This window comes from Fischerella sp. PCC 9605, from assembly GCF_000517105.1.
Lineage (GTDB): Bacteria > Cyanobacteriota > Cyanobacteriia > Cyanobacteriales > Nostocaceae > PCC9605.
Genome location: NZ_KI912148.1, coordinates 1207594 through 1234160, shown reverse-complemented (window position 1 = coordinate 1234160; position 26567 = coordinate 1207594). Strand labels below are relative to the sequence as shown.

The window sequence follows — 26567 nt, the reverse complement described above, 5'->3', positions numbered from 1 at the left end:
CTAAACCTTAAAAATTTGCTATTATACTCCAGGTAATAAAATCTCGTTCTTTATCTGTTAATAAATCTTTGTTTGTATCTGCCCAAGCTTTAGTTTTTTCTAATTCTTCTCCGGTGAGTAATTGTGATTTGTCTTTCTGCCGAGAATCTAACCAATTAATAAATTTTTTCGGTTCATAAGGTCGTGATATATTTGTTAGGGATTGGTTAATCCAGCTAAGATTAAATATGTGCTCATAAGTAAAATTTGCAACTCTTAGATTACCATTAATTTTGTCTACTAGCTTGATTTTTAGTAGCTCTTCATCTTCTTGACAATCATCTTCTAGTAATAGTTCTTCGCGTAAAATTTGCCGATACCGGATCAGTAGCCTAAAAGGATCGCAATTTGGATTTTTGAGGAGGCGATCGCTTATTTCTCTAATCGGTTGAGTCTCTGGTTGAGTTTCCCATTGCCTAATCCAGTGGGTTTGTACTAGTTGCTGGATATATTCTGCTTCACGATTGGTGGGTATAGGGGTTTGCGAATCACATATCAGCTGACAAAGTGTTTCTAAAAGATAAAGATTAGGTTTTGTCCATAAAAGAATTTCTTCAATGAGATGGCTATAAAGACGGCTAGATTTTTGCTCTAATTCAGGCATCCATTCCTGGAATATTTTAGCAATATTTATCTTATCTTTTTCTGCAACCATTTTTAATTTTTCTATATGAACTAATAAAAGCTGATGGCGAAACTCAGCAATAGGGTGATTTGCAATATGAGTTTGCCAATTGTCTAGAATATGCGATCGCACCAAGTTATCAACCCAGATCGCCTCACTTCCTGCGGCTGGAAGTTGATGAAACTTTGCTAGTTCCAAAATTAGGTCATTCAGCTTTTTTTCTCCTCTAGTCCATGAGAAAACAGCTTGAACGACAGATTCATAATTATTGATACTACATAAACGCACTTTGGTAACGGCGTCAAACAATTGGCTTTTTAACAAGAAATTTCGCTCTTGTTCAGTCAAGTTTTTTTCTTTTGCCCATTTCCATACTTTTTCCAATTCTTGTCCATATAAAAGTTGAGATTCATCTTGTTCTTGGGACGCCAACCAATTTGAGAGTTTTTCGTGATAAAGCAGAGGTATCTCTGCTAAATTCTTGCTCACCCATTCTTCATTAAAAATATGTTTATAAATTTGATTAAACAACTTTAAATTTTCTTGCTCTTTAACTACCACACCTGATAACTGCAACTCTATTTGTTCTGGACTATTTTCTGAACAATAATTAATTCCTACTTCTCCCTCCTGCAAAATTTTTTGATACAAACTTAGCCGTCTGAATTTACTTGGATTATTTCTAAGCAGAACAAGTTGGATATTCTCTAGATGTGTATGAGTATCTTTTGTTTCCCAACTATCAATCACATGTCTATTCACGAGCGTAGCGATTTTCTCTACTTCCCGATCCTTATGAATATATAATTTAGATTTAATCACTAAGCCGCAAATTATTTGAGTGAGATAGGGTTGACCACCAGTCCATTTTAAAATTTCTTTCAAAACATTTTTAGGGTGTTTAACTTTTTTCGCCAACTGCAAACCATAGGCTAAAGGTTTAGTCTCGGAAAGTTTAAAGCCAGTTAATTCAATTGTCCTACCAATAATATTTAATTTAGTATTGAGGGCAGATAGGGCTGCCACTCCAAATAGGGCAAAGTTGAGACGATTGTATGCTGATTTTACCGTGCGACGTTGGTAACAAGTGCTGATAAAAGTAAAAAAATCATCTACTCTAAATCTAACTCTAAAAATAATATCTATTTCGTCAAATAAAATTACTATTTTGTTGTGATTTATTTCTGTCAATAATATTGTGTCAATGAAATTTAATAGCTTGTTTAAAGACGTATCTTTTTGTTGATCCCACCAAAGTTTACAATTAAATTGTTCCGAAAGTTTGAATTGATTAGCTAAATCATTAAATAATCCTTCATACCAGCTATTATAAGTAGTATAAACTTGACTCATGGTTTTTAGACTAATAGCAGCACAGGCAAATCCTTGTTGTTCTAGCTTGTGTTTTGTCCGCAGCATTAAGCTAGATTTACCCATCTGACTGGCATTTAACACATAACAATACTCTCCTATTTTCAACTTCTCTAAAAGTTCTTGATCTGCCGATCGCTCAACATAGCTAGGTGCATCAGCCCTCAGGCACTCTCTCCATTGATAATAGTTATCTAGCTCTAAGTTCATTCTGTTACCTAATGGCGATCGCGGTAGTATTCCTGGTACAATTAGCAACACAGTAATTTATTTATTCAAACTATCACTTATCGATACCAATCTCCACGACTTTTTTCTGTACTCAGTCTTTAAGAAAGAAATTAGTATTAATTTATACTTTTGTGTTAATCGTTGGTATACCTTTATCACTTCTTCTGCTTTACTCATACCCTTCACGCGTATGTAGAGTATCGATTTAATCAGGCATAACTATATTATCAGTATTAATTATTGCTGCAAATCTATTAATTTAAAGCTTTCTATACCGCTTCAATATTTCTACATTTTTAAAAGTGGCAAAAAACTAACCACTAACCACTGTAGGGGCGCGTTTAAATACTTTGAGCTAATCACCAAAGAAAATATATTGTTAGGTAGAAAGTCTTTATTCTTGAGTCAATAAAACTTCCGCAATTGCCTGGGAAATTGGTAAACCCGGACAGCGTTCTAACCAAAAAAATTCCCCGACGGGGTTGACTTCTAAAAATACATGCCGTCCGTCGGGCGTCAAAATAATATCAATTGCTCCATAGTTCAAGCCGAATTCAGCCATTAATTTGAGAAGTTTTGCTTCTACATCCTCAGGTAGTTGGTAGGGTTGCCAAGCGTCGAGTAAGGCAATTCCCTTTCGTCGCCAGTCATCACGAGCTTTTTCAAAAGCCTGAGAATCAACCGCAGCAGTAAACACGCGCTTTCCCACAATAGTTGTCCGCAACTCTAGCGTCTTGGGGACTTGCTCTTGAAATGTCATCGGGCAAAAACGCAGTCCATCAAGATTTTCTAGATCTTCGGGTGCAACTGCATTTGTAAAGACAACGTTATCTCGTCCTTGCTCATCATAGATGACGAAAGAAGAGAGCATTTTTGCAATTATGCCCTGTTTGCATTCCTGGGCAAATTGTCTGACTGCTTGAGGATTGTTTGTAATCAGAGTACGCGGTGTGTCAATACCTAATTCCCGTGCTACTTGCAGTTGGAGTTGCTTATTTTCAGCGCGGCGAATATTTGGCACGGGGTCGAGGTGAAACCCTTTGATACTGGCAATCATCCCCATAATGGTGACGCGAGATTCACCAATTGATGCTTGTCGCAATTGCAAGTCCATAGTTTTGGGAATTCTTGCTCCGATCGCAATGCGACGATACCATACTGCACGCACCTGACTCAAATCTAATTGCTCATCGCCGTCGATGAGAATTTGTCTTTCGCATCCCTGGCTGTAGTAGACTTCCAACTGTACTTCTGTAGGAAATCGATCTGTGTCAAAACGAAAGGCTTTTCCTCCTTGATTTGCGATCGCTTGCATGACTAGAGGAATACTCTCATTATCGCGGCTATGGGTAATTATTAAAATTGTCATATTTATGCTTTATGCGATCGCCCTAAAAAAAGGAAAGCTGTGCAAATGAAAATATCAGCCCTACATATTCATTTTCTTTTCCTACAAAAAGGCGGTATGGGAATTGAGAAATGTGGGTATGATGGGAGATTCCAGTTTATAGGTTGATTCGGTTGTGTGGGATAACTCGGTGGCATAGGAACAGGATTGCTATCCTCATTATCTGAAGGATACCTCATTGTCACGACTTCACTACCGCCTGTGATTTTTTCCATTTCTTCCGAAGACAAGTCCTCACATAATTGTCCTTCTAAGTAGCGGGCAAAGAATGGCACTACTGATAAATTCAAATCTTGCTTTTTGCTATTAGACATATACTTTCTCCTTTTGGGAGATGATTTTGCTAATTCAGATACTCTTCCATCCTGAATCTAGCACCCACGCTTCCTAGCGGGATTGTCATTTTATGAAATTTTTTATGTTATTTTCAGAAGTCTGATATAATTACAAGCCTAACTCAATTCTAAGGGTTTAATTTGTTAGTAGTATGAGTTTTTCAGAATCATTTACAGTAAATCATGAATTCTCTGTTAACGCGACAGCGTAACGCACCTTTTATCTGTTAAGTGGTGCGTTAGGCTTAACGCCGTAACGCACCCTACTGGATAATTTATTTTTTGGAAGTTCTTAATACTTCAAATTCCAAGCGGCAAATGCTAAAGCACCCCAACCCGCAATAAAGGCTGCTCCTCCTACTGGTGTAATGGCTCCTAAATATTTAATACCAGTTAAACTCAGAGCATATAAGCTGCCTGAAAAAATTGCAATGCCAATAATGAATAACCACCCACTTGCTAGCAAGCTAGGTGGCGGAGATTCGAGCCGACTTAGTAATAGTGCCACAATTAACAGTGCTAGAGCATGATACATTTGGTAACGAGCGCCTGTTTCAAAAATTTCTAGCGATCGCTCACTCATTCTTTCTCGTAAGGCATGGGAAGCAAAAGCACCTGCGGCAACAGAAAGACCACCTAAGATAGCTGCTAAGCTCAAAAAAATCTGCGTCATAAAGTTCGCCAAATTATTCTTTAAAGGTCAAAATGGTAAGAAATTCCCCCCTCTTCACTAACCTTATAATTAGCATTGAATATTTTGGCTTGCTCATCAAGATATTGTCTAGCAACTGATGCTGGTAGTTGAGATTGCATCGCAAAATTTAAAAGAGTCACACGTCCATGATTTTCTTGGATCATGCGATAAAAAACTGATTGCAGATGTTCGTTTACCTGTTGCTCAATTGCCTTTTTATCTTGCCGATTTTGACGGTATAATCCTAGTGCCAACCATCCTCCTAATACTAAAGTAGGAACGCCAAAGATTAAACCTTGTTTAGTTGTAGAATCAAGTGCGTAAAGAGCTTCTTGATTGCGAAAATCTGGTGCTTCATTATCTATTCCTGGGGAGATTGGTTTCAACATATTATGTTTGTCTATTGCCGCTGAAACTGATAAGGTTATAAACATGAAACCAAGTGTCAGCAGCCAACCCGCAGCTAATTTTTCACCAGTCTTCATAATTCCTCACTTGCGTCTGTTGTTTGTTGTTCGTTGTTTGTTGTTTGTTGTTGGTTGTTCGTTCCAAACAACTACCAACCACTAACAAAATACATGCGTCTAAATATGAAAGTAGTAATAAATGCCTCCTTGGGGGTTGATGTCAAATGTGGCATTAAACTCTTTTGCCTTAGCATCTAGATACCTCTTTGCTTCATCACCATTTATCTCTGCTTGTTTGGCAAAAGATAATACGGAAATTTTACCGTTATTTTCTTCGAGCAGGCGATAAAAAGTAGACTGGAGGCGATCGCTTAACAGTTTTTGGTGTTGTTGACGCATTCCCCACACTAGCCATCCTCCATATGCTACTGCTGGCACGCCAAAAGCTAAACCACCAAAAATACCATTCACTGACTCTGTCTGTTCCTGCTGAGTTTGCTTTTGGTTATAAGTCAGTGTTTCCACAGCCACCAGCATCAGACAAAAAAACCCAAAGGAGAACAGCAATCCAGCCGATATCTTTTTGATCAAATTCATAATTACACGACAAGATGTAGTATCTTGTCGCGATCTTAGCCTCACTTGCGAGTAGCTTCCAGTAAACGAGAGAAATAAAAACGAGTACGCGTCATCGCTTGTCGTTGCAATACAAAACCGTTTCTTTCCAGGATTTTTGCCACATCAGTCTCACGATGCAAGTAGGCGCGAGTCGCTTTACTTGGCCCCGGAAAGAAACTGCCAATTTTCTTTAGTATCGTTAAAGCACAGGTTTTGGGGGCAAAACTGAGAATTAGCCGCGACTGTGCCAAAGAACAGAGGTGAGAAATCATCTCATCTGCTTTTTCTTGGGGATAGTGGATGAGAACATCCAGACAAATAACCGTATGGTAGCTACCGCTTAACGTTTCTAAATCTTGCACTGCAAAAGTGAGATTTTCTGGATTTGGCAAGGTTTGAGAAGCTCTTTGTTTGCCTTCCTCCACCATTTTCTCTGAAATATCGCTAGCATAAACTTTTGCTCCTGCTTCTGCTAGAGGGATGCTGAGACTACCCACACCACACCCAGCATCGCAGATGGATAATTCTGCTAAGTTATTATCTGCTTTCAGCCAACTTAGCACTGTATCCACAGTTTGCTGATGTCCATTGCGGATGTCTAGCTGGACTTTGTTAACTTCACCATCACCGTATATACGTCTCCAGCGGTCAAAACCTGTGGAATTGAAATAATCTTTAACAATGGTTTTATCGTCGGCTGCGTTCATGAAACTCAATTATCGAATGGTTTCCAATGCTTAAAAGTATCATGTCTGCCAGTCAAGAGGAGATGGGGAGATCGGGCATTGGGAATTGGGAATAAGTGAAAATTATGAATGATGAACGCTGAATGCTGAAAATTTCATAATTCATAATTCATAATTCATAATTGTTATGCCTCTTCCCCCTATTATTCTTTGCCAAGTTAGTTCTTGGGTAGATTTATCAAAGTGCCAGCGCAATAATTGAGTAGCACAAGCACCAGAGGCTATACCTGATAAACCGATCGCCTTTCTTGGTGCTTCTGTAGCGAGTGCGATCGCCATTTCCACATCACATATTCCCCACTTGACTAAATTTTGCACTCCCACCAATAAAGGTAAAGTTGTCCCCGATAAAGTCCCATCCAACAGTCGTGCTGTCCCGTTTTTTACTTCTATTTGCCGACTGTCCCAAGGATAAATGCCATCGGGTAGTCCCAAAGGTGCTAAGGCATCACTAACCAGAAAAAGCCCCACCTCCCCTTTTTTCCCTTTTTTAAGAGGGGAATAGCTGGCACGTAGCAATATATCTAGCATCGTTGGGGAAACGTGTTGCCCATCAGCTATAAAACCACACATCACCTCAGGATTGGTAATTGCTGCCCCTAATAATCCTGGTTCGCGGTGATGTAATGGTGGCATGGCATTAAAAGCATGAGTCACCATTGTTGCACCCAACTCAAAGGCACGTTGCGCTTGGGTTGCTGTTGCTTGTGAATGTCCTAAACTGACGGTAATACCCAAGGAACGCAAGTAGGGAATTACTTCTCCAGTGACATCTAACTCCGGCGCAAGGGTGATGATTTTAACAACATGAGCATAATTCCCTAAAACCCGCTTAATTTCATCTATTGTCAGAGGTAACAGATACTCGGCTGGATGTGCGCCGCGCTTTTGAAAATTTAAGAATGGCCCTTCTAAGTGCACTCCCAGTATTTTGGCAGTATTGATTGATGGGGTGATGGGGTGATGGTTCTCCCTATCTCCCCAACTCCCCAACTCCCTACCGTTTGCCATAAACTCAGCAATCACAGCAAGCGATCGCTGAATATTTTCCACCGAAGTTGTCACCAAAGTCGGTAAAAAAGCATCTACCCCCATATTCCACAAAAATTCGCATATTTTTGGCAATAGGTGAGAATTTTCTGCTTGCAATTCGGGAAATGCTAAACCTAATGCGCCGTTAATCTGCAAATCAACACCACCCAAGGAAATGCGATCGCCCCCCACATCCAACACTTGCAAATCTGGTGGTGGAACTCTTTTGAAAACCGTACTCATTGGCAAGATTTGCTCGATTGTGCCTTGACGGCTAACCAACAGCATCTGCAAATCCTTGTAACCCGGCACTCGCGCGTTAACAATATCTATAGGGTAGGAGATTGTGCTTGATGTTACTTCAGTCATCACGCTGGCAAAAAAATTATGAATTATGAATTATGAATATGAAAGTTTCACTATTCAGCATTCATCATTCATAATTTTCACCTATTCCCAATCCCTAATTCCCAATTCTCAATCCCCAATCCCCCATTCTTATGACTCAACCTCTTATTGGCATTATCATGGGCAGCGATTCCGATTTACCTACCATGCAAGGTGCGATCGCAGTTTGTGAAGATTTTGGCGTTGCTGTTGAAGTAGCGATCGTTAGCGCCCATCGTACCCCAGAACGCATGGTGGAATATGCCAAGTCTGCTCACGAGCGTGGTATCAAGGTAATTATTGCTGGTGCAGGTGGTGCTGCCCATCTTCCAGGTATGGTTGCATCTCTAACACCGCTTCCTGTCATTGGTGTTCCCGTACCCAGCCGTCATTTACAAGGTACTGATTCTTTGTATTCAATTGTACAAATGCCTGCGGGTATTCCAGTTGCAACAGTAGCGATCGGCAATGCCACAAATGCTGGACTTTTGGCAGTGCAAATTCTTGCTACTCAGCAGCCGGAATTGCTGGAAAAAGTGCAACAGTATCGTCAAAATCTACGCGAAACGGTAATGACAAAGCAAGCAAAGCTGGAACAACTGGGCTATGAACAATATTTAAAGCAGATGTAATCAAGTTAAGAATGAGTGTAAATTTAAACACTATGAATTCAAAATTTGCATCTCCGGGAAGCCGCCCTGATGGGCGTCTACGTTTCCCCAAAAATAACTAAACAATTGCCAGCGAACACCCTTCTTTGCCTTGTCAATTCACATTAGATGTAAATTTTTCTCGAAATCATCTATTAAGTATTTTAAGAATTTTTGATAAAATTTTGAGAATGTTGTTAATTTTTTATCTTCATGTTGAGAAAGAGTTATAAACCAATAACACAGACGTTTAATTGCCGGGTTTATATCCTACTAACAATATTAGACGTTTAAAAAACTGTATTTTAAGTTACAGAATATTGAGAGGGTTTCTTGTCAATATTCTTTGCCAATCACTATGTAACTTTTTTGTTGCGATTAATTATCAAAATTTGGGAGTAGTGTCAAAAATAAGTTTATTGAAGAGTGAGTGAAGGATACTTGACTGTTTCCGAAATTACATAATAATAATTTCTTAAGAATATCAGTAGTATCAACAGAAGTAGCGCCTACTTCTTGACTGCAAATTCGGTTATTCGATTCTCAAATTTTCAAAATACTGCTTATTGGAAACGAGAATCAGCGAGTTTTAATAGCAAACTTGCTTAAATAACCAAATATCAAAAACAAATTGCTTAGTTTTGAAAGAGCGCTCTTTCTACTTAACGCATTTTTCCTGTTAAGGAAGGTTTAGAGCATGATGTTAAAGCACAGAAAGAAATCGAAAGCCAAAAATAGGCAACCATCAGCAAGCTGGAACGCCCGTACAACACAATCAAACTCTATTGTCAATCAAATTTTCTGGGTAATTAGGCGGTTGTCTCCAAGTTGGCAAGCCTGTATTCCATTAGCTTGTTTGATTGTGCTGGGGTGGAGTTACGTAGCTGTTGCCCAAACTCCTGCCCCTGCTGGCCCAACTACAGCAGAACTAAAAGTGGCACTTGATACCTTGTGGGTAGCGATCGCCGCTTTTTTAGTAATTTTTATGAACGCTGGTTTCTGCATGTTAGAAACCGGTTTGTGTCGTCAGAAAAATGCTGTTAACGTTCTTGCTAAAAACTTGATTGTCTTTGCTCTGGCTACCGTTGCTTTTTGGGCGATCGGTTTTGGCTTCATGTTTGGCGATGGCAATGACTTTATTGGATTAAATGGGTTTTTCCTGCAAGGTGCAGATAACAGTCCCGCAACTGGAGATGCTTATAAAGGAGTATTTAGCGCTCTTAGTTGGACAGGTGTTCCGCTATCTGCCAAGTTTTTATTTCAGTTAGCATTTGCCGGAACTGCTGCAACTATTGTTTCGGGTGCTGTTGCTGAACGTGTTAAATTTGTTGACTTTCTAATTTTCAGCCTCTTACTTGTCGGTATTTCCTACGCACTCACAGGACACTGGATTTGGGGTGGGGGCTGGTTAGCAGACAGAGGTTTTTGGGATTTTGCCGGTTCAACAGTGGTTCACTCCGTTGGTGGTTGGGCTGCTTTGATGGGAGCAGCATTACTCGGGCCTCGGCTTGGTAAATATCAAGATGGGCACACTGTTGCCATTCCCGGTCACAATATGAGCATAGCCACCTTGGGCTGTTTGATTTTGTGGTTAGGCTGGTTCGGATTCAACCCCGGTTCTGTAATGGCTGCCGATCCCGATGCCATTACCCATATCGCCTTGACTACCAACATGGCAGGTGCTGTTGGTGGAATTGCTGCCACAGCTACAGCTTGGCTGTATTTGGGTAAGCCAGACTTGTCAATGGTCATCAATGGTATTTTGGCAGGCTTGGTTGCTGTTACCGCACCTTGTGCTTACATCACTATTGGCAGTTCTTTCTTCATTGGTTTGATTGCCGGAGTCCTAGTTGTTTTCGCCGTCACATTCTTTGACAGAATTAAAATTGATGACCCCGTGGGAGCCATCTCGGTACACCTCGTTTGTGGTGTTTGGGGAACTTTGGCAGTTGGTCTATTTGCTGTTGGCCCTGGTGTTTATCCCTGGTATGCTGAGGGACTTGGCCCAGCCAGAGGTTTATTTGCAGGTGGTGGCATAGGACAGCTCATCACTCAGTTCCTTGGCGTTATTTCTGTGGGTGGAATGACCGTTCTCCTCAGCACCGTCTTCTGGCTTGCACTCAAGGCTACTTTAGGTATCAGAGTATCTCGTGAAGAAGAAATAGAAGGCTTGGATATTGGCGAACACGGAATGGAAGCCTACAGTGGATTCCTCAAAGAGGCTGAGGCTAGTGGTTTTACTGAACCAAGCAGTCCTAAAGGAATGTCACAACCAGGAGATTTACCCACAAGTCTGTAAGATGTAAAAGGGACTGGGGTTGGGTTTTCACTCGTAAAAATTATGTCCGGGGCAATAAAGCCCTCCCAAATTTTGGAGCACCCCAGTACCCAGTCTCAACATAAAACGTCGGGGATCTGTGTCAACAACTAACAACTAACAACTGTTTATTTAAACCTATCAACTGGAATAACAGCCTCTTTAAAGATTTGTCTTTAATATCAGGGGCGGTTTTTTTATGCGTAAGGTAAAAGAAGAAAGCAAATATAGCGATCGCCCCCTGCTCGACTACGCGCCTTGAAGTTGACACCAAATCCGAGCTACTCTTCGTACATAGTGAGGATACGGAAGTATAGGCCACTTGACTGATTCGCAAATCTATGTATCTCGCTGAACCCGAGAGCTTGCCAAAGGTGGAGCGCTCGCCTGTTAAACTCCGCTACTGTGACACGATATTGGTTGGGTCGAAACAACTGTTTGGCAAATGCAAGAGTATTAGAAGCAAACAACTTGCCTTGCCCATTTCCGGTTAGATTTGGCCGTAGTCCCATACCGATGTCCAGCGCATCTTGAGAATAGTCTCCACCAAAAACCTGGGCATCGAACCCGAAATTGCAGAATGCAGTGAAATCACCCTGTTCGTTGTAAATGCTGTAGTAGCCATTCTTGCGATCGATATAGAAGGCGATGTGCGCGTCTATCTCATTATCCAGGATGACCATGTTGTAAAAGTCGTAGGGAGGCAGGTATCTCCATGCAAGCATTTCGCGAGCATCCAGACGATTCATTGGGTGGTAAATCATGTGTAAAGACGCTCAATTATGGGGGCAGCTAGCTGGTTTGCGAAGCAGCCCAAAGGCTGAGTTATGCTGCTGCAATCTGCTTAGATTTATAGCCAGTTACAAAGAAAATTGTGACATCATTCCAAAAGCCTTGTTCAACTGATTTAATTTCTTACATTGTGCCAGTTGCTACCGATCGCTTCACCAATAATCCTAAAGTACCGTCCCACCGATAAAGAAACCTAACCCTGCACTCCGGTAGACAAGTAAATTGCTGTCGCTCACGGGAAGATCGAGGCTGCTTGAAGCTGTTTTTCAATCGCATCACAAGCAACACCAACACCATTCTCTGCTTGAATAATACGTCCGATTTCTGCTGCCTTGGTTGCATAGTTGGGATTCTCTAACAACTGACGTAACTCCTTTGTTACCCGTGACGCTAAATACTGCTTACGGGGAATCGTGCGGGAAGTTCCTAAGCGTTCGACTCGTGCTGCATTGTCTGGTTGGTCATGACTATTTAGAACAGATAGGGCACTAATCGTTTTGTACGTTTCCTGTAGGCTTCATACTCATCACCGAATTTGTCAAGCAGCATCTGTTCTTCCTGGTCAATTCGTGTTGCATACGCAATGCTGAAACCGATGAGTCCAGATAGCCCTGCAATCCAGTTAGGAAGCAATAACGCTTGTGCAACGACTCACCAAGAATCTTAAAGCATCGTCTCACCGATCGCCTCAAAGTAACTTAACCGTCATAAAATTTGCTGTTTTCGCGCGAACCTACAATTTGGTTTGCAGCTTTTAAATCATTCAGTTTTCTTTTCGTGCCAGTACCAAGCTCATTAAGCTATCAATTAAGCGATCGCGTGATAGAGGCATCAGTTCTTTCCCGTACAACATCTCCTGCACGATCGTGTGAGATACTAGGGAACCAAAAAAAATTTGCGCGATCGCCTCTGGATCGGCAATAACTAATTCTGGGTGAGCAGCAAAATATTTAACCAATAATTTCCGACCCTGTTGAATCACAGTTTGCGTATAAAGTTTTGCTAGTTCCGGAAAACGTTCTGACTCTGACACAATCAGCCGCAACAAAGGTATGTAGTCGGGGTTATCAGCAACTTTTGTAAAAAAAGTTTCAGCAAGCTGACGCAGAAACACCGCAGGCTCATCTTTAAATTCTTTAGCAGAAAACACACTACGAAAATTCGCAATTGTCACCCTTTCCATCAAAGCCTTGAACAGTCCTTCTTTATCTTGAAAGTGACTGTAAATGGTTTGTTTAGAAACCCCTGCTTCTGCACTCACCCGATCCATACTCGTGCCAGCATAACCTGCCTTCAAAAATACTCGCATGGCTCCTTGCAAGATTTGCTCCTGCTTTGGCGTGACCGCAGGTGAGCAGGTTTCTACAAAGTTTGCAGATTCAGAGATGGGGAGGTTTGGCATGGATGTTAAATTTTTTGGCTATCTCCTGCTATATCATACTAAACAGTCTAGTATGGTAGCCATACCCGCTATCAATATGGGGTACTACCATGACTCAGACTGCCCCTCAATCTACAGAAAATCTCACCGATGCTCCTTTACCGCCTTCTAAACAAAAAGGCCGCAAAAAGCCAATTCCTTTACTTGTGGGGGTGCTGCTTTTAGCAAGCGCCATTGGCTATACAGTCTGGAGATTGCAACCACAAACACCTGAAAATTTGCTGAGATTCAGTGGCAGAATAGAGGGTTACGAAACCGGAATTGGGGTGAAACGTGTAGGCAGAATTGAATCTATCGCCGTGTGGGAAGGATCGGCTGTTAAAAAGGGGCAACAGCTAATCCAACTAGATGATAGTGAGGACAAAGAACTACAAGAGCAACTGCGAGGCGCACAGGCGCGGGTAGCGTCTGCCCAGTCAGACGAACAGCAGGCACTTGCAGATGTAGAGCGAGTCCAAGGCGAAATTGAACAAATTAACAGTCAAATTCAGGAAGCAAAACTGAATTTGCAGCAGTCCCAAGGCGATACTCAAGGTCGGATTGACCAAGCACAGTCTACAGTAGCAGCAGCAAGAGCACAACTTGTACAGGCACAGGCGCAGGTGAAGCAAGCAGCGGCGGAGGTGAAATTAGCGAAAGTAAACCGCGATCGCTATGCCAAACTTGTAACTGACGGCGCAATCAATCAACAACAATTTGACCAGGCACAAACAGCATATGACACCGCGATCGCAACTCTAGAAGCGCGACGAGCAGCAGTCAATGCAGCACGTGAACAATTAAGTGCTGCTGAAGGTGCATTGACACAAGCCAAAACCACAAGTTTTAACCCCAGCATTCGCAACGCCCAATTAGAAGCATTAAACAGGAGGCGACAGCAAAGCCTTGCTCAATTAAAATCTGCTCAAGCAAGAGTCAAATCTGCCCAAGCAAGAGTCAAATCTGCCCAAGCAGAGAAACAGCAAATTCTCACTCAAATTCAAGATGCCAAGAAAGACCTGAATGTTGTCAGTCCTCTCGATGGCGTAGTCACTGCCCGGAGTGTAGAACCAGGGGCAATTGTCAACAATCAAACCAATATTCTCACCATCGTCGATCCCAAAACATTGTATCTGCGTGGTTTTATTCCCCAAGGAGACATTGGCAAAGTGCGTCTGGGACAGACTACCAAAATTTTCTTGGATTCTGCACCCAACAGACCCCTCACAGGTAAAGTAATTGCAATTGATCCACAGGCATCGTTTACGCCAGAAAATATCTATTTTCAGAAAGATAGAGTTAGGCAAGTCGTGGGTATTCGTATCAGTGTTAATAACCCTGCTGGTTGCTTTAACCCTGAGCAACCTTACACTGGCGGAGATTTGCCCTGCGCCAAGATTGGGATGCCTGCGGATGCAGAGATTAATTTGAAGGCAGAAGAGTAACGATTTTACTTGGTGTCTTTGTGCCTTGGTGAGTCCAACCCCCGTCTTGGTGAGGAACGCGGTCTTGGGGAGGCAGTGCGGTCTTGGGGAGGCGCGGGTGCGGAACCTGCGTCCGCACATAGAGGAGGCGCGTGTTCGGAACCTGCGTCCGAACTTTAAGCGCCGTCGCCGTGGTTCCCCCCATGAGCACCTGCCGTGGTTTCCCCCATGAGCGACTGGTGAACCCGTAAGGGCTTCTGCCTTTAGGGGGGACTGGCGAACCCGGAGGGTGTTGAAAAATAATGTCTTTATTAAACCACATAGACGCGCAGCGGCTTCCCGCAGGGTAGACACTAAGACACAAAGGTCAAAATAAACTGGCCTACCTAGATAGAGGTTATTTTTCATCCACCTTAACAGGGATAGGGGAAAGGGAATGAAACAATCAGTAAGAGCTCTCACGCAAAATCAGTTATCTGACTCTAGTAAATCTACTGAAGCTATCTACGTTGATGGTTTGTATAAGCACTATGGTAGCCTAGCTGCTGTACGAGGAATTGACTTCACAGTCTACAAGGGTGAAATGTTTGGGCTAATTGGCCCTGACGGGGCGGGGAAAACCACCACCTTTCATATTCTGGGGGGTGTGATGGAAGCAACAGCAGGAGAAGTGCGGATATTTGGTCAACCAGCACGAGATGCACGTTTAATAACTGGGTATCTGACACAGCAGTTTTCACTGTATCTCGACTTGAGCATTGATGAGAATTTACGCTACACGGCAGGGTTGCGGCAAGTTCCAGATGATGTGTTATGGGAACGTCGCAATAAATACTTGCGGTTGATGAACCTGGAGAAATTTGGCGATCGCTTGGCAGGGCAACTTTCTGGGGGGATGAAACAAAAGCTAGCGCTGTGCTGTGCCTTAGTTTCCCAACCCGAAGTTTTGTTACTTGACGAACCTACTACGGGTGTCGATCCGGTTTCCCGACGAGAGTTTTGGGATGTGCTAGCAGAATTGTCAGCAGAGGGGATGACAATTGTTGTGGCTACACCCTATCTAGACGAAGCTGAACGCTGCGATCGCGTCGCATTAATGTACAGTGGAAAGATTCATGAGATTGGTACACCCACTGAGTTACGCGCCAACTTGGGCTTATATCGCTTAGAAGTTCGCACGCCAAATTTAGAAATCGCCGAGCAAGTTTTATCAGAAAATGCGCCTGCAAATATAGTAGATGTGCAGACATTTGGCGATCGCTTAGATGTTCTCGTTGAAGATGCAGCAATTGGAAAAAGCCAAGTCAGCCAACTACTGCAACAACAGCAGTTACCTTCCCCCAATATCGAACATAACGAACCGACCCTAGAAAACGTCTTTGTTACCCGTCTGCGACAACAAGGTTCTGTACCAAAATTTTTTCCGTTTCCACGTTCCCGGAAAAGAGGAGGGGGAGACAATATTGGGGCAATGGGCAAGGGGCAATGGGCAAGGGGCAATGGGCAAGAGGCAATGGGCATCGGGCAAGGGGCATCGGGCAAGGGGCATCGGGCATGGGTAAAAAAACCAATTCCCAATCCCCAATCCCCAATTCCCAATTCCCAATGCCCAATTCCCAATGCCCATTCCCCAGACATCGCCATCTCCGCCCGCAACCTCAGCCGCGTCTTTGGTAAATTCCAAGCAGTTAAAAGCGTCAACATTGAAGTAGGTTATGGCGAAATCTTTGGACTTTTGGGAGCTAATGGGGCGGGAAAAACCACAACAATTAAAATGCTGTGTGGCTTATTGGAAGCTAGTGGCGGTGAAATTTCCCTTGGTGGCGAAACAGGAAATCTGCGGAGTGCTGAACTGCGGCGACGAATTGGTTACATGAGTCAGAAATTCACCCTTTATGACGATCTGACAATTCTGGAAAATCTAGAGTTTTACAGTGGTATATATGGCGTTCCTCGCAAGCTGCGCCGAGAAAAGATAGACTGGGTGATTGCCACCTGTGGACTGAAGGGACAGGAAGATATGCTCACCGGACAGCTACCGGGTGGTTGGAAGCAACGGGTTGCTTTTGGTGCTTCGGTAATGCACGAACCGGATATTCTCTTTTTAGATGAGCCGACATCAGGGGTAGATCCGCTGGCGCGTCGCCAGTTCTGGAAACTGATTAATGATTTTGCCCGCAATGGTACAGCCATATTAGTGACAACTCATTACTTAGAAGAAGCCGAACAGTGTAACCGTATGAGTTTTATGGTAGCGGGTGAAACTGTGGTGGAAGGCTCTCCTAGTTATATCAAAGCTTCTCAACCTGGACAACTGATAGAAATTGTTGTTAATGACAATCAAGCCGCCTCCAAGTTACTTAAACAACACCTCGACTCCTGGCGCGTCTCCATCTTTGCTAGTAGCTTACACGTTGTCCTCGATCGCCCTGAAACTGAACTGCCCTACATACGTGAACTTTTACAGTCTGCCAATCTCACCATAGAATCTCTTCGCCCCATTCCTTTCTCCCTAGAAGATGCTTTCATCGGCATAGTGGAACGGGCACAGGCGGAGTAGAGGAGGGGGAGAGTGGGCATCGGGCATTGGGCATTGGGAATTGGGAATTGGAAATAACCAGCAACCAACAACCAACAACCACCAACCACCAACCACCAACCACTAACCACTAACTACTAACAAAATATGTAATGAAACGCATCCTCACCCAATGCATCAAAGAATTAGTCCAATTTCGCCGCGATCGCCTGACTTTAGCGTTAGCGTTTTTATTGCCGTTCCTAACGCTATTGATTTTCGGGTTTGCGATTCGCTTGGAAAGTAAGAATATTCCCTTAATTGTCCAGGATTTTGATCGTACCAATCTTAGTAGCAGTTATATCGAGCGATTGTACGCCACAAACCAGTTTATACCATACAAATGGTCGGGTACAGATCCGGTAAGGGATGCTATAGATCGTGGTATTGCCAAGGCAGCAGTGATTATTCCTCCTGAATTTAGCCGGGATGTTAAAGCAGGGAAAAATACTGAATTGCAAGTACTAATCGATGCTACAGATGTCAACAATGCCCGTGTAATCAAAAACAGCATTCAACAAGTGACAAATTTCTTTATGCGTGACCAAGGGTTAGTACCTGCTACCAGTAGTATCACTCCCAAAATGCGCTTGTGGTTTAATCCTGGTCGGTTAGAATCACTATACATTGTACCGGGAGTGTATGGTGTGGTTTTGTGGATTTTTCCCTCTTTGCTAAGTGCGATCGCGATGGTGCGAGAGAAGGAAAAAGGCACGATTCTCCAAGTTTACACTTCTAGCATCAGTGCTACCGAACTTTTGCTTGGTAAAGGAATCGCTTATCTACTAATTGCCATTGCTGAAGCATTAGTATTAATGGTGCTGGGTTCGCTGATTTTTCATGTGGGTTTGGTAGCTGAACCCACAGCTTTGTTAGTTGGTACTTTCTTACTTCTTACAGATAGTGTAATGTTTGGTTTGCTATTGGGAGTGCGGAGTAGCAATCAAAATGCAGCTGTTCAAGGCGTTGCTTTGATTGGTTTTATTACAGCTTTATTACTCTCTGGTTTTATTTATCCACTCAATAATATTCCTTTTCCGCTTTCGCTGGTTCCTAATGTTGTTCCCGCTCGATATTACATTGATATAACCCGTGATGCATTTGTGCGCGGTACAGGATGGGCAGGAGTTTGGTTTGATTTAGTGATGCTAGCTATATTGGGATTGATATTTTTCAATATATCTCGTCGAGTTTTAAGTCGAATGCAATTGCCGAACTAAATAGATATGCAAAGGATGATTATACTTGCGATCGTTTGCAGACATTCCCAAATTTATCTCTCAAGATAGAAAAATAACTATCTTAGGATAGATACATTAATATCGATGAGCCGAATATGATAAAGAGTTGTAAATCCATTTACACTCATGTGGAGATGAGTTTTAGGTTCAGTTCACCGAAGTTGTACGATTTACTGCAAGTTAGGTGAGGTCGATTGCAGATATCAGGAGAGTTCTCTACCTTAAGTATCTCAGAAGAAGTCTATGTGACAAGGCTTCTGACGGCTGAACTATAAATATTATGAAAATCGCACAAATCGCTCCCTTGTGGGAAAAGGTTCCCCCTACCACCTATGGTGGTACTGAGTTGGTCGTGAGTCGTTTGACCGATGAATTGGTACGCAGAGGTCACGATGTCACGTTATTCGCCTCCGGCGATTCCCAGACTCTAGCTCGGTTAGAAGCGGGTAGTCCATGTGCATTGCGCCTAGATACAAGCATCAAAGAACCTGCAATGTACGAACTCCTACACGTCAGCAAACTTTATCAACATGCTGCGGAATTCGATATCATCCACTCCCACGTGGGAGTTTGGTCACTAGCTTTGGCTAGTTTGGTGTCAACACCAACGGTGCATACCCTACATGGCATTTTTACTCGCGACAACAGCAAAGTATATAGGCAGCACCACACGCAACCATATGTCAGCATTAGTGACGCTCAACGTCTGTTAAACATCAACTACGTTGCCACAGTTTATAACGGTATTAGCGTCGAAAACTTTCCGTTTTTTGCTCAACCCCAGGAACCACCCTATCTAGCTTTTTTAGGACGCTTCTCACCAGAAAAGGGACCGCAACATGCTATAGCCATTGCTAAACAGGCAGGATGGCGCTTAAAGATGGCTGGTAAGATAGATGTTGTAGATAAGAAGTTCTTTGAACAAGAAATTGCTCCCCTTATTGATGGTAAGCAAATCGAATTTTTGGGCGAAGTCAATCATGCTCAAAAAGCTGAACTATTAGGGAATGCGGCAATTACTCTCTTCCCGATCACCTGGTGCGAACCTTTTGGTTTGGTGATGGCTGAATCTATGGCAACTGGTACACCAGTAATTGCCATGAATATGGGTTCTGTATCAGAGGTAATTGCTAATGGCCAGACAGGCTATGTCTGCCAAAGCTACGAAGAAATGGCGGCGATGATACCCAAAGCTTTGGAACTAAATCGCCATAAATGCCGAGAATATGTGGAGAAGAGATTTAGCGTTACTCAAATGGTTGATGGCTATGAAGCAGTCTATGAAAAACTCGTTGGAGAACGCAACTTTAGAAATTGGTTCAATTCTGCACTCAGAAATTCGTTGGAATCAATTGCATCTTTAACACGCTAGCTAACAATTCTTGAGCGACTCTCTCGTCACTTTAATAATGTGTAGGGGTGTCTCCTAGTTTTCACACAGGCGATCGCGTGCGGCGATCGCCTAAAAGTTATTTGTGGGTGTTCAAGTATGATGTGATACTAGGTTGCAGTCAAAGATAGTACTTCCCTCACCCCCTCTCCCAATTTGGGAGAGGGGAGGGGGAGAGGGCACGAATTGCTATATCTGAACACAACTTGGTATGACAGGCATGGAGGACTATTAGCCGATAGAATAAAGCTACCCAACAAGCCCTTATAAAAGCGAGCATCCTGGAACACTAAAAGTTACAAAACTTCAGCTTAGGTCGATGATGAAAGTTTTAGAAATAGTCCTAGCTGCTGCCTTGTTTATGCTAGTCACACCCGCTACAGCAGCTGAGTATCAAGGGAAAAATATTGATGGCAAAAAGCTAGCTGCCAAAGCTTACTATTATGCAACTGGTGGAGTTTACGATGTCCAAGTAAGTTTCAGGCAGAATCGAGCAACAATCTACTTTGATGGAGGATACCAAACAACCATACAGTTGAAACAGCGCTTTATTACTGACCCAAACGATATTGAAGGTTTCGGGAAATTAGGGCAAATTCCTCTAAGTAATACCTTTAGTATTGGGCTGGTGTATGACAATGAGCTAGTAGGCAATTCTCATCAGCCTGATTTACCTCTGGAAGGCTTCTGGAGAATCAGCTTGGATGCGCAAGAGATCGACAACTTCATCAACAAGTGACAAAGCGCTTATCTTCACATAAATTTGTACTTGAGACTCACTCGCTGTAGAAATGCTCAAGCTAAAACAGCTAGCTGTGAAGTGTTATTCCCTGGACACAATGAAAGATTGACGCTAAGATCAATCCTTCCATAAAAAAAGCCCCAATGTAACTGGGGCAGAGTTGAACGTTTCCTCAGTCACTATAGTCACATAGTGACCATTGGGGAACAGGGAGTCTCGCCCAAGAAATTGGGTAAAAATTAACCCCGGTGCGACCGGGGTTGATTTTCAGAATAACGTGAGATGGTTACGCACACAGGAATGCAACAGTAAAAATTAACTATTTTTGTATGTATTCTACCGTATTGCTGCCGTATCTTTTGACAACTTAGAACCCTTATATTTCTTGTAAAGTAAAGAATTATTTGACTGGATTGACAAATTACAAATTAAGTTATTTGTGCTTGAAGCTCTACAGTAAGTCTTGGAATTTAAGTTGTTTCTTAAATTCCTGAACTTCACTGGCTAAAACCTTCCTAAATTGATAAAAAATAAATTTAAGTATTTTTCATAACAACATGAGCGAATGTAACAAAATCAAAATCCACTTCAAGAACATTTTTGCTTAAGAGCAAATTGTGGCGATGAGAAAAGCTATTTTGGAGAGCGACTCTACTTGATAAATGCAAGTTCAACAAAATTTGTATACTTTGTAGATTCTGTCATGTTAATCAGCTTAGTGTGGTGGGATAAGTAGTTAACGCTCTACTAATTTCCTTGATTTCCTCGCCTGATATAAAACAAATACCCATGTTACTGATTTTGAAATAGCTAAAATGGGTGAGTATTATGTTTGAAGACTTGGTTCACAAAGCTAAGCTTGATGCCAAACTGTTTGTGGAATTGCTAGTTAATTTTTACTTAGACGCCAATGTTGTTGAGCGGCAGCAGATTGAACAGATAATTCTTAACTTTGCAACTGAAAAAAATATAGAGCAGCAAGGACAAGAATTAGTATTTACACTGCGAGATATTGTGACAAGTAAAGGTTTGCAAAGTAGTAAATTGCACAAAAGGAACAAAGATGTTTGAGCAAGGTGATTTTGACTACCACCTAGACAAATCAGGCTTTGAATCAGAGGCGCAAAAAACCGCAAAAGCTTTTATAAGTGGAGTAAACCGTTTTTACATGAAAATTATTGGCGAATTTTCTCTTTTTTGCGAGTTTTTTTGCTTAGACCCTACAGACCCCACTTCTTTTGAAAAATTTTATCAGTTTGTGCAACTGGCACGAGCGATAAACAATATTGATTTAGAAGAACTAACTCAAATGATAGATGCGGGATGGAGGCTAGGAAACGATCGGGCAATATGAGTAGATGCGATCGCCAGTTCAAGCCATGTTGAACTGATGTTTAATTAACATTTTCCTAGCGGAGCAAATATCTGCATCTCCTTGAAAAATCAACCCTAAGCTTGCCTGTAAATAAATGAATGATTGTTCTAAATAACTATGCTAAACAGCAGCCCTTTTAGATTCCTGGACTGCTGTTTATAAAAGATTTGACAAATCCAAAATGTTTTAATCCTAGTTAAAAAATACCCAACAAAAAGATAACAGTCAGCCCACATAAGGCAAGGAGAGATATAATCATTATATTGCCTATACTGTGGTCTTCAGTAGTGGTATGGTGTGTATGTTCAGTCATAAGCATTGACCTGCTTTTTCAAGACTTATGCTGTAATTATAAATAGTTGGACTAGGCAGAGATGATGTATCATAATAAACTTGATTTAATTTAATTTATTTTCAAATTTGTAGTGTTTTAAATCTAAAATAAATGAATTTTTGTTGCAATCAATACTACTTGAAAATCAATTCATGTAATTGCTAATAAATAGTTGAGCAATAAGAGTGTTTATCTTTTTGATTGTTTGTAGGGGAGGTAGTGCTACAACTGGGTTCCCCTGATGCAGACACCCTCCGGGCGGCTACCCTACACCGAAGTCGCTGCGCGCTGGGAGTGCAGGGTGCTATTGCCATGAGGGTTTAACAAGAAATTCTACTTTTTGACCTTACAGATATTACATCTAAACCCGCCCGTACAGTAGGTAGTAGAGGAACCTGACTGCTTGATAACTCTGAAGCTTTCGTTATAGCTACTGTTCTGTGGATTTAAAAACATATTTAGTCATTAACGCCCACAAATACCATGCATGAACACGCTCACATAGTGGTTAGAAATTCTTAATAAAGTCAACTTCAGTTTCCGTGGGGTGCGATGACGCAGTAATCAACCTTACGAATAAATTTTAGTAATTATCGACAATTCCAATTAATCGAATTAATGAATAATGTACGCCTTTAGTTAGAGTACAAGATAACAACAATTAGGATATTCCTAAAAATGTAAATAAAACGATGGGAATTGAGAAAATAAATGATTTTTTTGATTTGAGTGCGAAATTTAAAGCTTTTTCCACTTAAGATCATTATTCATCACTCTCTTCCACTTCAACGCTGAATTCAAAATCAAAATTCAAATATCTTTTGGTAGATTTTTTATGTCTGATTTAATTCAAGCAGTCCTCGATAGTGAAGAAAAACATGATTTGCGTTCCTTTCTGAGTGAATTAAGCCAACAAGAAAAAAGATACTGGCTGCGGAATGACATACTGAATGTATACAACGAATATTGTGCTCAGTACCAGACATCCCAGCAATTTAGCACTTCATCATCCTTGGGTAAGCTAATCTACTACACTCAAGAAATCATTCAAGATGGTTCCAGCTTTTGTTTCATTGTCCGCCCCAAAATTGCTAGTCAAGAAGTTTATCGGCTGACAGCAGATTTGAGTGTTGAACCGATGACAGTGCAGGAACTTTTGGATCTGCGCGATCGCTTTGTAAATCGGTTTCATCCCAATGAAGGCGATCTGTTGGAACTAGATTTTGGCCCGTTTTACGATTACTCCCCAATCATCCGCGACCCGAAAAATATTGGTAAGGGAGTGCAGTTTCTCAACCGTTACCTGTCTAGCAAACTTTTTCAAGATCCCAAGCAATGGCTGGAGGGTTTGTTTGTTTTCTTGAGCCTGCATCAGTATAACGGCGTCCAGTTACTTATCAACAATCGCATTCAATCCCAAAAGCAACTTTCCGAACAAGTCAAAAAAGCGATCGCCTTTGTGAGCGATCGCCCCAGTGAAGAACCATACGAAGAATTCCGGTTTCAACTGCAAACGATGGGCTTTGAACCGGGTTGGGGTAATACCGCCACGCGCGTACGGGAAACCCTCAGCATTCTTGATGAATTGATAGACTCTCCCGATCCCCAAACCTTGGAAGCCTTCATTTCCCGCATCCCGATGATTTTTAGAATCGTCTTGGTGTCTCCCCACGGCTGGTTTGGTCAAGAGGGAGTTTTGGGTCGTCCCGACACTGGCGGTCAGGTAGTTTACCTCCTTGACCAAGCCAAGAGTTTAGAAAAGCAGCTGCAAGAAGATGCTATTCTAGCGGGTTTAGAGGGACTGAATGTTGAACCGAAGGTGATCATTCTCACCCGCCTCATCCCCAATAGCGATGGTACTCTTTGCAGCCAACGTCTAGAAAAAATCTACGGTACAGAAAATGCCTGGATTTTGCGCGTGCCATTTCGGGAATTCAATCCTAACGTGACACAAAATTGGATTTCCCGGTTTGAAATTTGGCCGTATTTAGAAACCTATGCGATCGATGCCGAAAAAGAACTGCTAGCGGAATTTCAAGGCAGACCCGACTTGATAGTTGGTAACTATTCTGATGGGAATTTAGTCGCGTTTTTGCTATCACGTCGCTTGGGTGTTACCCAGTGTATCATTGCCCATGCTTTTGAAAAATCTAAATACTTGTTCAGTAACCTCTACTGGCAAGATTTGGAAGATAAATATCATTTTTCGATCCAATTCACCGCTGATTTATTGGCGATGAATGCAGCCAATTTTATCATCAGCAGCACCTATCAAGAAATAGTCGGAACTCCGGATAGTGTCGGGCAATATGAATCTTATAAGTGCTTCACCATGCCGGATTTGTATCATGTGGTCAATGGCATTGAACTATTTAGTCCCAAATTTAATGTCGTACCGCCGGGCGTGAACGAGAATTACTTCTTTCCCTACACCCGTACTCAAGACAGGATAGAGAGCGATCGCCAACGCATTGAAGAAATGCTCTTTACTTTAGAAGACTCTGCCCATATATTTGGTAAACTCGACGATCCCGGCAAACGCCCTCTCTTATCAATAGCACGTCTTGACCGGATCAAAAATCTCACAGGCTTAGCAGAATGTTTTGGCCAAAGCAAAGAATTGCAGGAGCATTGCAACTTAATTTTAGTGGCAGGTAAGTTGCGCGTTGAAGAATCAGGTGATAACGAAGAACGGGAAGAAATTGTTAAACTCTACCGGATTATTGAGCAGTACAATCTCCAAGGTAAAATTCGCTGGTTGGGTGTACGTTTATCTAAAACAGATTCCGGAGAACTATACCGTGTAATTGCCGACCATCAAGGAATATTTGTGCAACCCGCTTTATTTGAGGCGTTTGGTTTGACGATTTTGGAGGCGATGATTTCAGGATTACCTACTTTTGCTACCCAGTTTGGTGGGCCATTGGAAATTATTCAGGATCAAATCAATGGCTTTTACATCAACCCAACTAATTTAGAGGAGACAGCCACAAAAATTTTAAATTTTGTGAATAAATGCGACCAAAATCCAAATTACTGGTATGAAATTTCTCAAAGATCTATCGACCGAGTTTACAGCACCTATACTTGGAAAATTCATACTCACAAGTTGCTATCCTTGGCGCGAATTTATGGCTTCTGGAACTTTATCTCAAAGGAAAATCGAGAGGATTTGTTGCGTTATATTGAGGCTTTGTTTTATTTAATTTACAAACCTAGAGCGCAACAATTATTAGAGCAACATCAGTATAGGTAATTAGTTTTTTGTTATTGGTCATTTGTCATTTGTCATTTACTAAGGACAAAGGACAAAGGACAAATGACTACTTTGTTAACTCATACCAGGTTTTTTGACCGACTATTCCGTCTGAAGCTAAATTGCGCCGGTTTTGAAAGGCTTTGACAGCAGCTTCTGTCAAAGCTCCAAAAGCTCCATCTACTTGAATAGCATAGCCATTAGATAGTAGCAGCCTTTGTAGAACCCTAACAGCATTTCCTGTGTAACCAAAACGCAGAATTGGTAAATCTGAACCAGTGTACCTTGGAAGTTTTGCGATCTGCCTGTAGCTTCTGGTTTGTCTATTCCTGAAACGACGCTGTGGTAACTCTCCCCCTGCTAAGTATATTGGCTGGTTGCTGCGAGGATTCTGGACAACGGTTTTGTATTTAACAACAGAATTAGAAGCCAGCAAAACATGGTTAGTTTCAGATATTGGGGTAAACTCTGGTTTTACATTTGAGTCATCCAGACTATCGACAACAGCGTCTTCTAATTCAACTTGAGAATTTTGGGACTCAGAGAAATTAGCAGAGTCTGAAATGTTTTTAAATCTAGGATCGTTATCTAGTCTATCTGATGTATCAAGTGCATCTGATGCGATCGCTAATGGCATAACAGGCACATTACCATCTGACAACATGAATTCAGGTGGCGTGATTTGATGTATTGGAACAACCTCAGACAAATGACTTTGTTTTGACTGTTTTATGTAATTGTCGAGCTGAACCGGTGAATTTTCCGGAACATAGGGCTGAGATGGTTGTCCTGTTTTTAACACGCCCGACATCAGTAGGCTTATATCACTCATTGTATTTCATTTTACTAACACCCATATTTTCTTTCACATACCAAAAGGTTAGTATTCCGGAATAGTACATATTAACAGCTAAAAAAAGTGATACTGATCTCAAAAAAACTTGACGATAGTATCTGGCTTCCCTAAGGAATGACTAATAAAAAATTAAGTATATTTAGGTATGCCTAATATGTGTTAGATATCAAGCTGTATTAAACAAAAAAGGACGATAAAGGCATGGGGATAATATCTTTATTTTCCCCATGCTGATTGTCCCAATTTTGCACTTTGACTATAATACTAGGCTTTGTGCAATTTTAATGTGCTACAAAGCG

Annotated in this window: 22 protein-coding genes; 10 read left to right on the top strand and 12 right to left on the bottom strand. The window is 41.8% G+C overall.

Annotated elements, in window-relative coordinates:
• Nucleotides 1-7: 7 nt before the first annotated feature.
• The 8 genes from FIS9605_RS39755 to nagA all read right to left on the bottom strand — a co-directional run bounded on the left by FIS9605_RS39755 (nucleotide 8) and on the right by nagA (nucleotide 7875).
• On the bottom strand, nucleotides 8-2296 hold the full coding sequence (locus tag FIS9605_RS39755; protein ID WP_155960377.1) for an AAA-like domain-containing protein: 2289 nt from the start codon (nucleotides 2294-2296) through the stop codon (nucleotides 8-10).
• 364 nt (nucleotides 2297-2660) lie between these two features.
• On the bottom strand, nucleotides 2661-3635 hold the full coding sequence (locus tag FIS9605_RS0107735) for an MvdD family ATP-grasp ribosomal peptide maturase (RefSeq protein WP_026732077.1): 975 nt from the start codon (nucleotides 3633-3635) through the stop codon (nucleotides 2661-2663).
• A gap of 68 nt (nucleotides 3636-3703) precedes the next feature.
• On the bottom strand, nucleotides 3704-3988 hold the full coding sequence (locus FIS9605_RS40280) for a microviridin/marinostatin family tricyclic proteinase inhibitor (protein ID WP_063748449.1): 285 nt from the start codon (nucleotides 3986-3988) through the stop codon (nucleotides 3704-3706).
• A gap of 313 nt (nucleotides 3989-4301) precedes the next feature.
• A complete protein-coding gene (locus tag FIS9605_RS0107725) occupies nucleotides 4302-4682 on the bottom strand; it encodes a DUF423 domain-containing protein (protein WP_026732076.1) in 381 nt (126 codons plus the stop codon).
• Nucleotides 4683-4702: 20 nt separating this feature from the next.
• The gene (locus tag FIS9605_RS0107720; RefSeq protein WP_026732075.1) at nucleotides 4703-5188 is read right to left on the bottom strand and encodes a hypothetical protein; all 486 of its coding nucleotides are present in this window, start codon (nucleotides 5186-5188) and stop codon (nucleotides 4703-4705) included.
• 99 nt (nucleotides 5189-5287) lie between these two features.
• Nucleotides 5288-5707, bottom strand: coding sequence for a hypothetical protein (locus tag FIS9605_RS0107715; protein WP_026732074.1), 420 nt, complete (start codon nucleotides 5705-5707; stop codon nucleotides 5288-5290).
• Between the two features lie 41 nt (nucleotides 5708-5748).
• The gene (gene bchM, locus FIS9605_RS0107710; protein ID WP_026732073.1) at nucleotides 5749-6435 is read right to left on the bottom strand and encodes a magnesium protoporphyrin IX methyltransferase; all 687 of its coding nucleotides are present in this window, start codon (nucleotides 6433-6435) and stop codon (nucleotides 5749-5751) included.
• Between the two features lie 141 nt (nucleotides 6436-6576).
• Entirely contained in the window at nucleotides 6577-7875 is a 1299-nt protein-coding gene (nagA, locus tag FIS9605_RS0107705; protein ID WP_026732072.1) for an N-acetylglucosamine-6-phosphate deacetylase, read from the bottom strand.
• Between the two features lie 131 nt (nucleotides 7876-8006).
• Here nagA and purE point away from each other — a divergent pair, with 131 nt between their 5' ends.
• The gene (purE, locus tag FIS9605_RS0107700; protein WP_026732071.1) at nucleotides 8007-8525 is read left to right on the top strand and encodes a 5-(carboxyamino)imidazole ribonucleotide mutase; all 519 of its coding nucleotides are present in this window, start codon (nucleotides 8007-8009) and stop codon (nucleotides 8523-8525) included.
• A gap of 718 nt (nucleotides 8526-9243) precedes the next feature.
• The gene (locus FIS9605_RS0107695) at nucleotides 9244-10842 is read left to right on the top strand and encodes an ammonium transporter (protein ID WP_026732070.1); all 1599 of its coding nucleotides are present in this window, start codon (nucleotides 9244-9246) and stop codon (nucleotides 10840-10842) included.
• A gap of 299 nt (nucleotides 10843-11141) precedes the next feature.
• Here FIS9605_RS0107695 and FIS9605_RS36530 read toward each other — a convergent pair whose 3' ends face one another.
• From FIS9605_RS36530 to FIS9605_RS0107680, 3 genes are all read right to left on the bottom strand, one after another.
• Nucleotides 11142-11585: a GNAT family N-acetyltransferase gene (locus tag FIS9605_RS36530; RefSeq protein WP_155960376.1), complete on the bottom strand. Its 444-nt coding sequence runs from the start codon at nucleotides 11583-11585 to the stop codon at nucleotides 11142-11144.
• Between the two features lie 299 nt (nucleotides 11586-11884).
• Nucleotides 11885-12013: a hypothetical protein gene (locus FIS9605_RS46020; RefSeq protein ID WP_269321016.1), complete on the bottom strand. Its 129-nt coding sequence runs from the start codon at nucleotides 12011-12013 to the stop codon at nucleotides 11885-11887.
• 402 nt (nucleotides 12014-12415) lie between these two features.
• Nucleotides 12416-13054 (bottom strand): TetR/AcrR family transcriptional regulator, encoded by a 639-nt coding sequence (locus FIS9605_RS0107680; protein WP_063748448.1) that lies wholly within the window; start codon nucleotides 13052-13054, stop codon nucleotides 12416-12418.
• A gap of 89 nt (nucleotides 13055-13143) precedes the next feature.
• Here FIS9605_RS0107680 and FIS9605_RS0107675 point away from each other — a divergent pair, with 89 nt between their 5' ends.
• From FIS9605_RS0107675 to FIS9605_RS0107635, 8 genes are all read left to right on the top strand, one after another.
• Nucleotides 13144-14517, top strand: a complete 1374-nt coding sequence (locus FIS9605_RS0107675; RefSeq protein ID WP_026732068.1) for an HlyD family secretion protein — start codon at nucleotides 13144-13146, stop codon at nucleotides 14515-14517.
• A gap of 415 nt (nucleotides 14518-14932) precedes the next feature.
• A complete protein-coding gene (locus FIS9605_RS0107665) occupies nucleotides 14933-17056 on the top strand; it encodes an ATP-binding cassette domain-containing protein (protein ID WP_026732066.1) in 2124 nt (707 codons plus the stop codon).
• A 131-nt stretch (nucleotides 17057-17187) separates the two neighbouring features.
• Complete coding sequence (locus tag FIS9605_RS0107660; protein WP_026732065.1) at nucleotides 17188-18294, top strand: ABC transporter permease; 1107 nt, start codon at nucleotides 17188-17190, stop codon at nucleotides 18292-18294.
• Between the two features lie 301 nt (nucleotides 18295-18595).
• A complete protein-coding gene (locus FIS9605_RS0107655; protein WP_026732064.1) occupies nucleotides 18596-19687 on the top strand; it encodes a glycosyltransferase family 4 protein in 1092 nt (363 codons plus the stop codon).
• A gap of 337 nt (nucleotides 19688-20024) precedes the next feature.
• Entirely contained in the window at nucleotides 20025-20444 is a 420-nt protein-coding gene (locus tag FIS9605_RS0107650; protein WP_231510260.1) for a hypothetical protein, read from the top strand.
• Nucleotides 20445-21275: 831 nt separating this feature from the next.
• Entirely contained in the window at nucleotides 21276-21518 is a 243-nt protein-coding gene (locus FIS9605_RS0107645) for a hypothetical protein (protein WP_026732062.1), read from the top strand.
• Nucleotides 21511-21801: a hypothetical protein gene (locus FIS9605_RS0107640; RefSeq protein ID WP_026732061.1), complete on the top strand. Its 291-nt coding sequence runs from the start codon at nucleotides 21511-21513 to the stop codon at nucleotides 21799-21801. Before FIS9605_RS0107645 ends, FIS9605_RS0107640 begins: the two co-directional genes overlap by 8 nt.
• Nucleotides 21802-22991: 1190 nt before the next feature.
• Nucleotides 22992-25412 (top strand): sucrose synthase, encoded by a 2421-nt coding sequence (locus FIS9605_RS0107635; protein ID WP_026732060.1) that lies wholly within the window; start codon nucleotides 22992-22994, stop codon nucleotides 25410-25412.
• Nucleotides 25413-25479: 67 nt separating this feature from the next.
• Here the strand turns inward: FIS9605_RS0107635 and FIS9605_RS0107630 are convergent, their stop codons facing one another.
• The gene (locus FIS9605_RS0107630) at nucleotides 25480-26244 is read right to left on the bottom strand and encodes a peptidoglycan-binding domain-containing protein (RefSeq protein ID WP_026732059.1); all 765 of its coding nucleotides are present in this window, start codon (nucleotides 26242-26244) and stop codon (nucleotides 25480-25482) included.
• Nucleotides 26245-26567 lie beyond the last annotated feature (323 nt).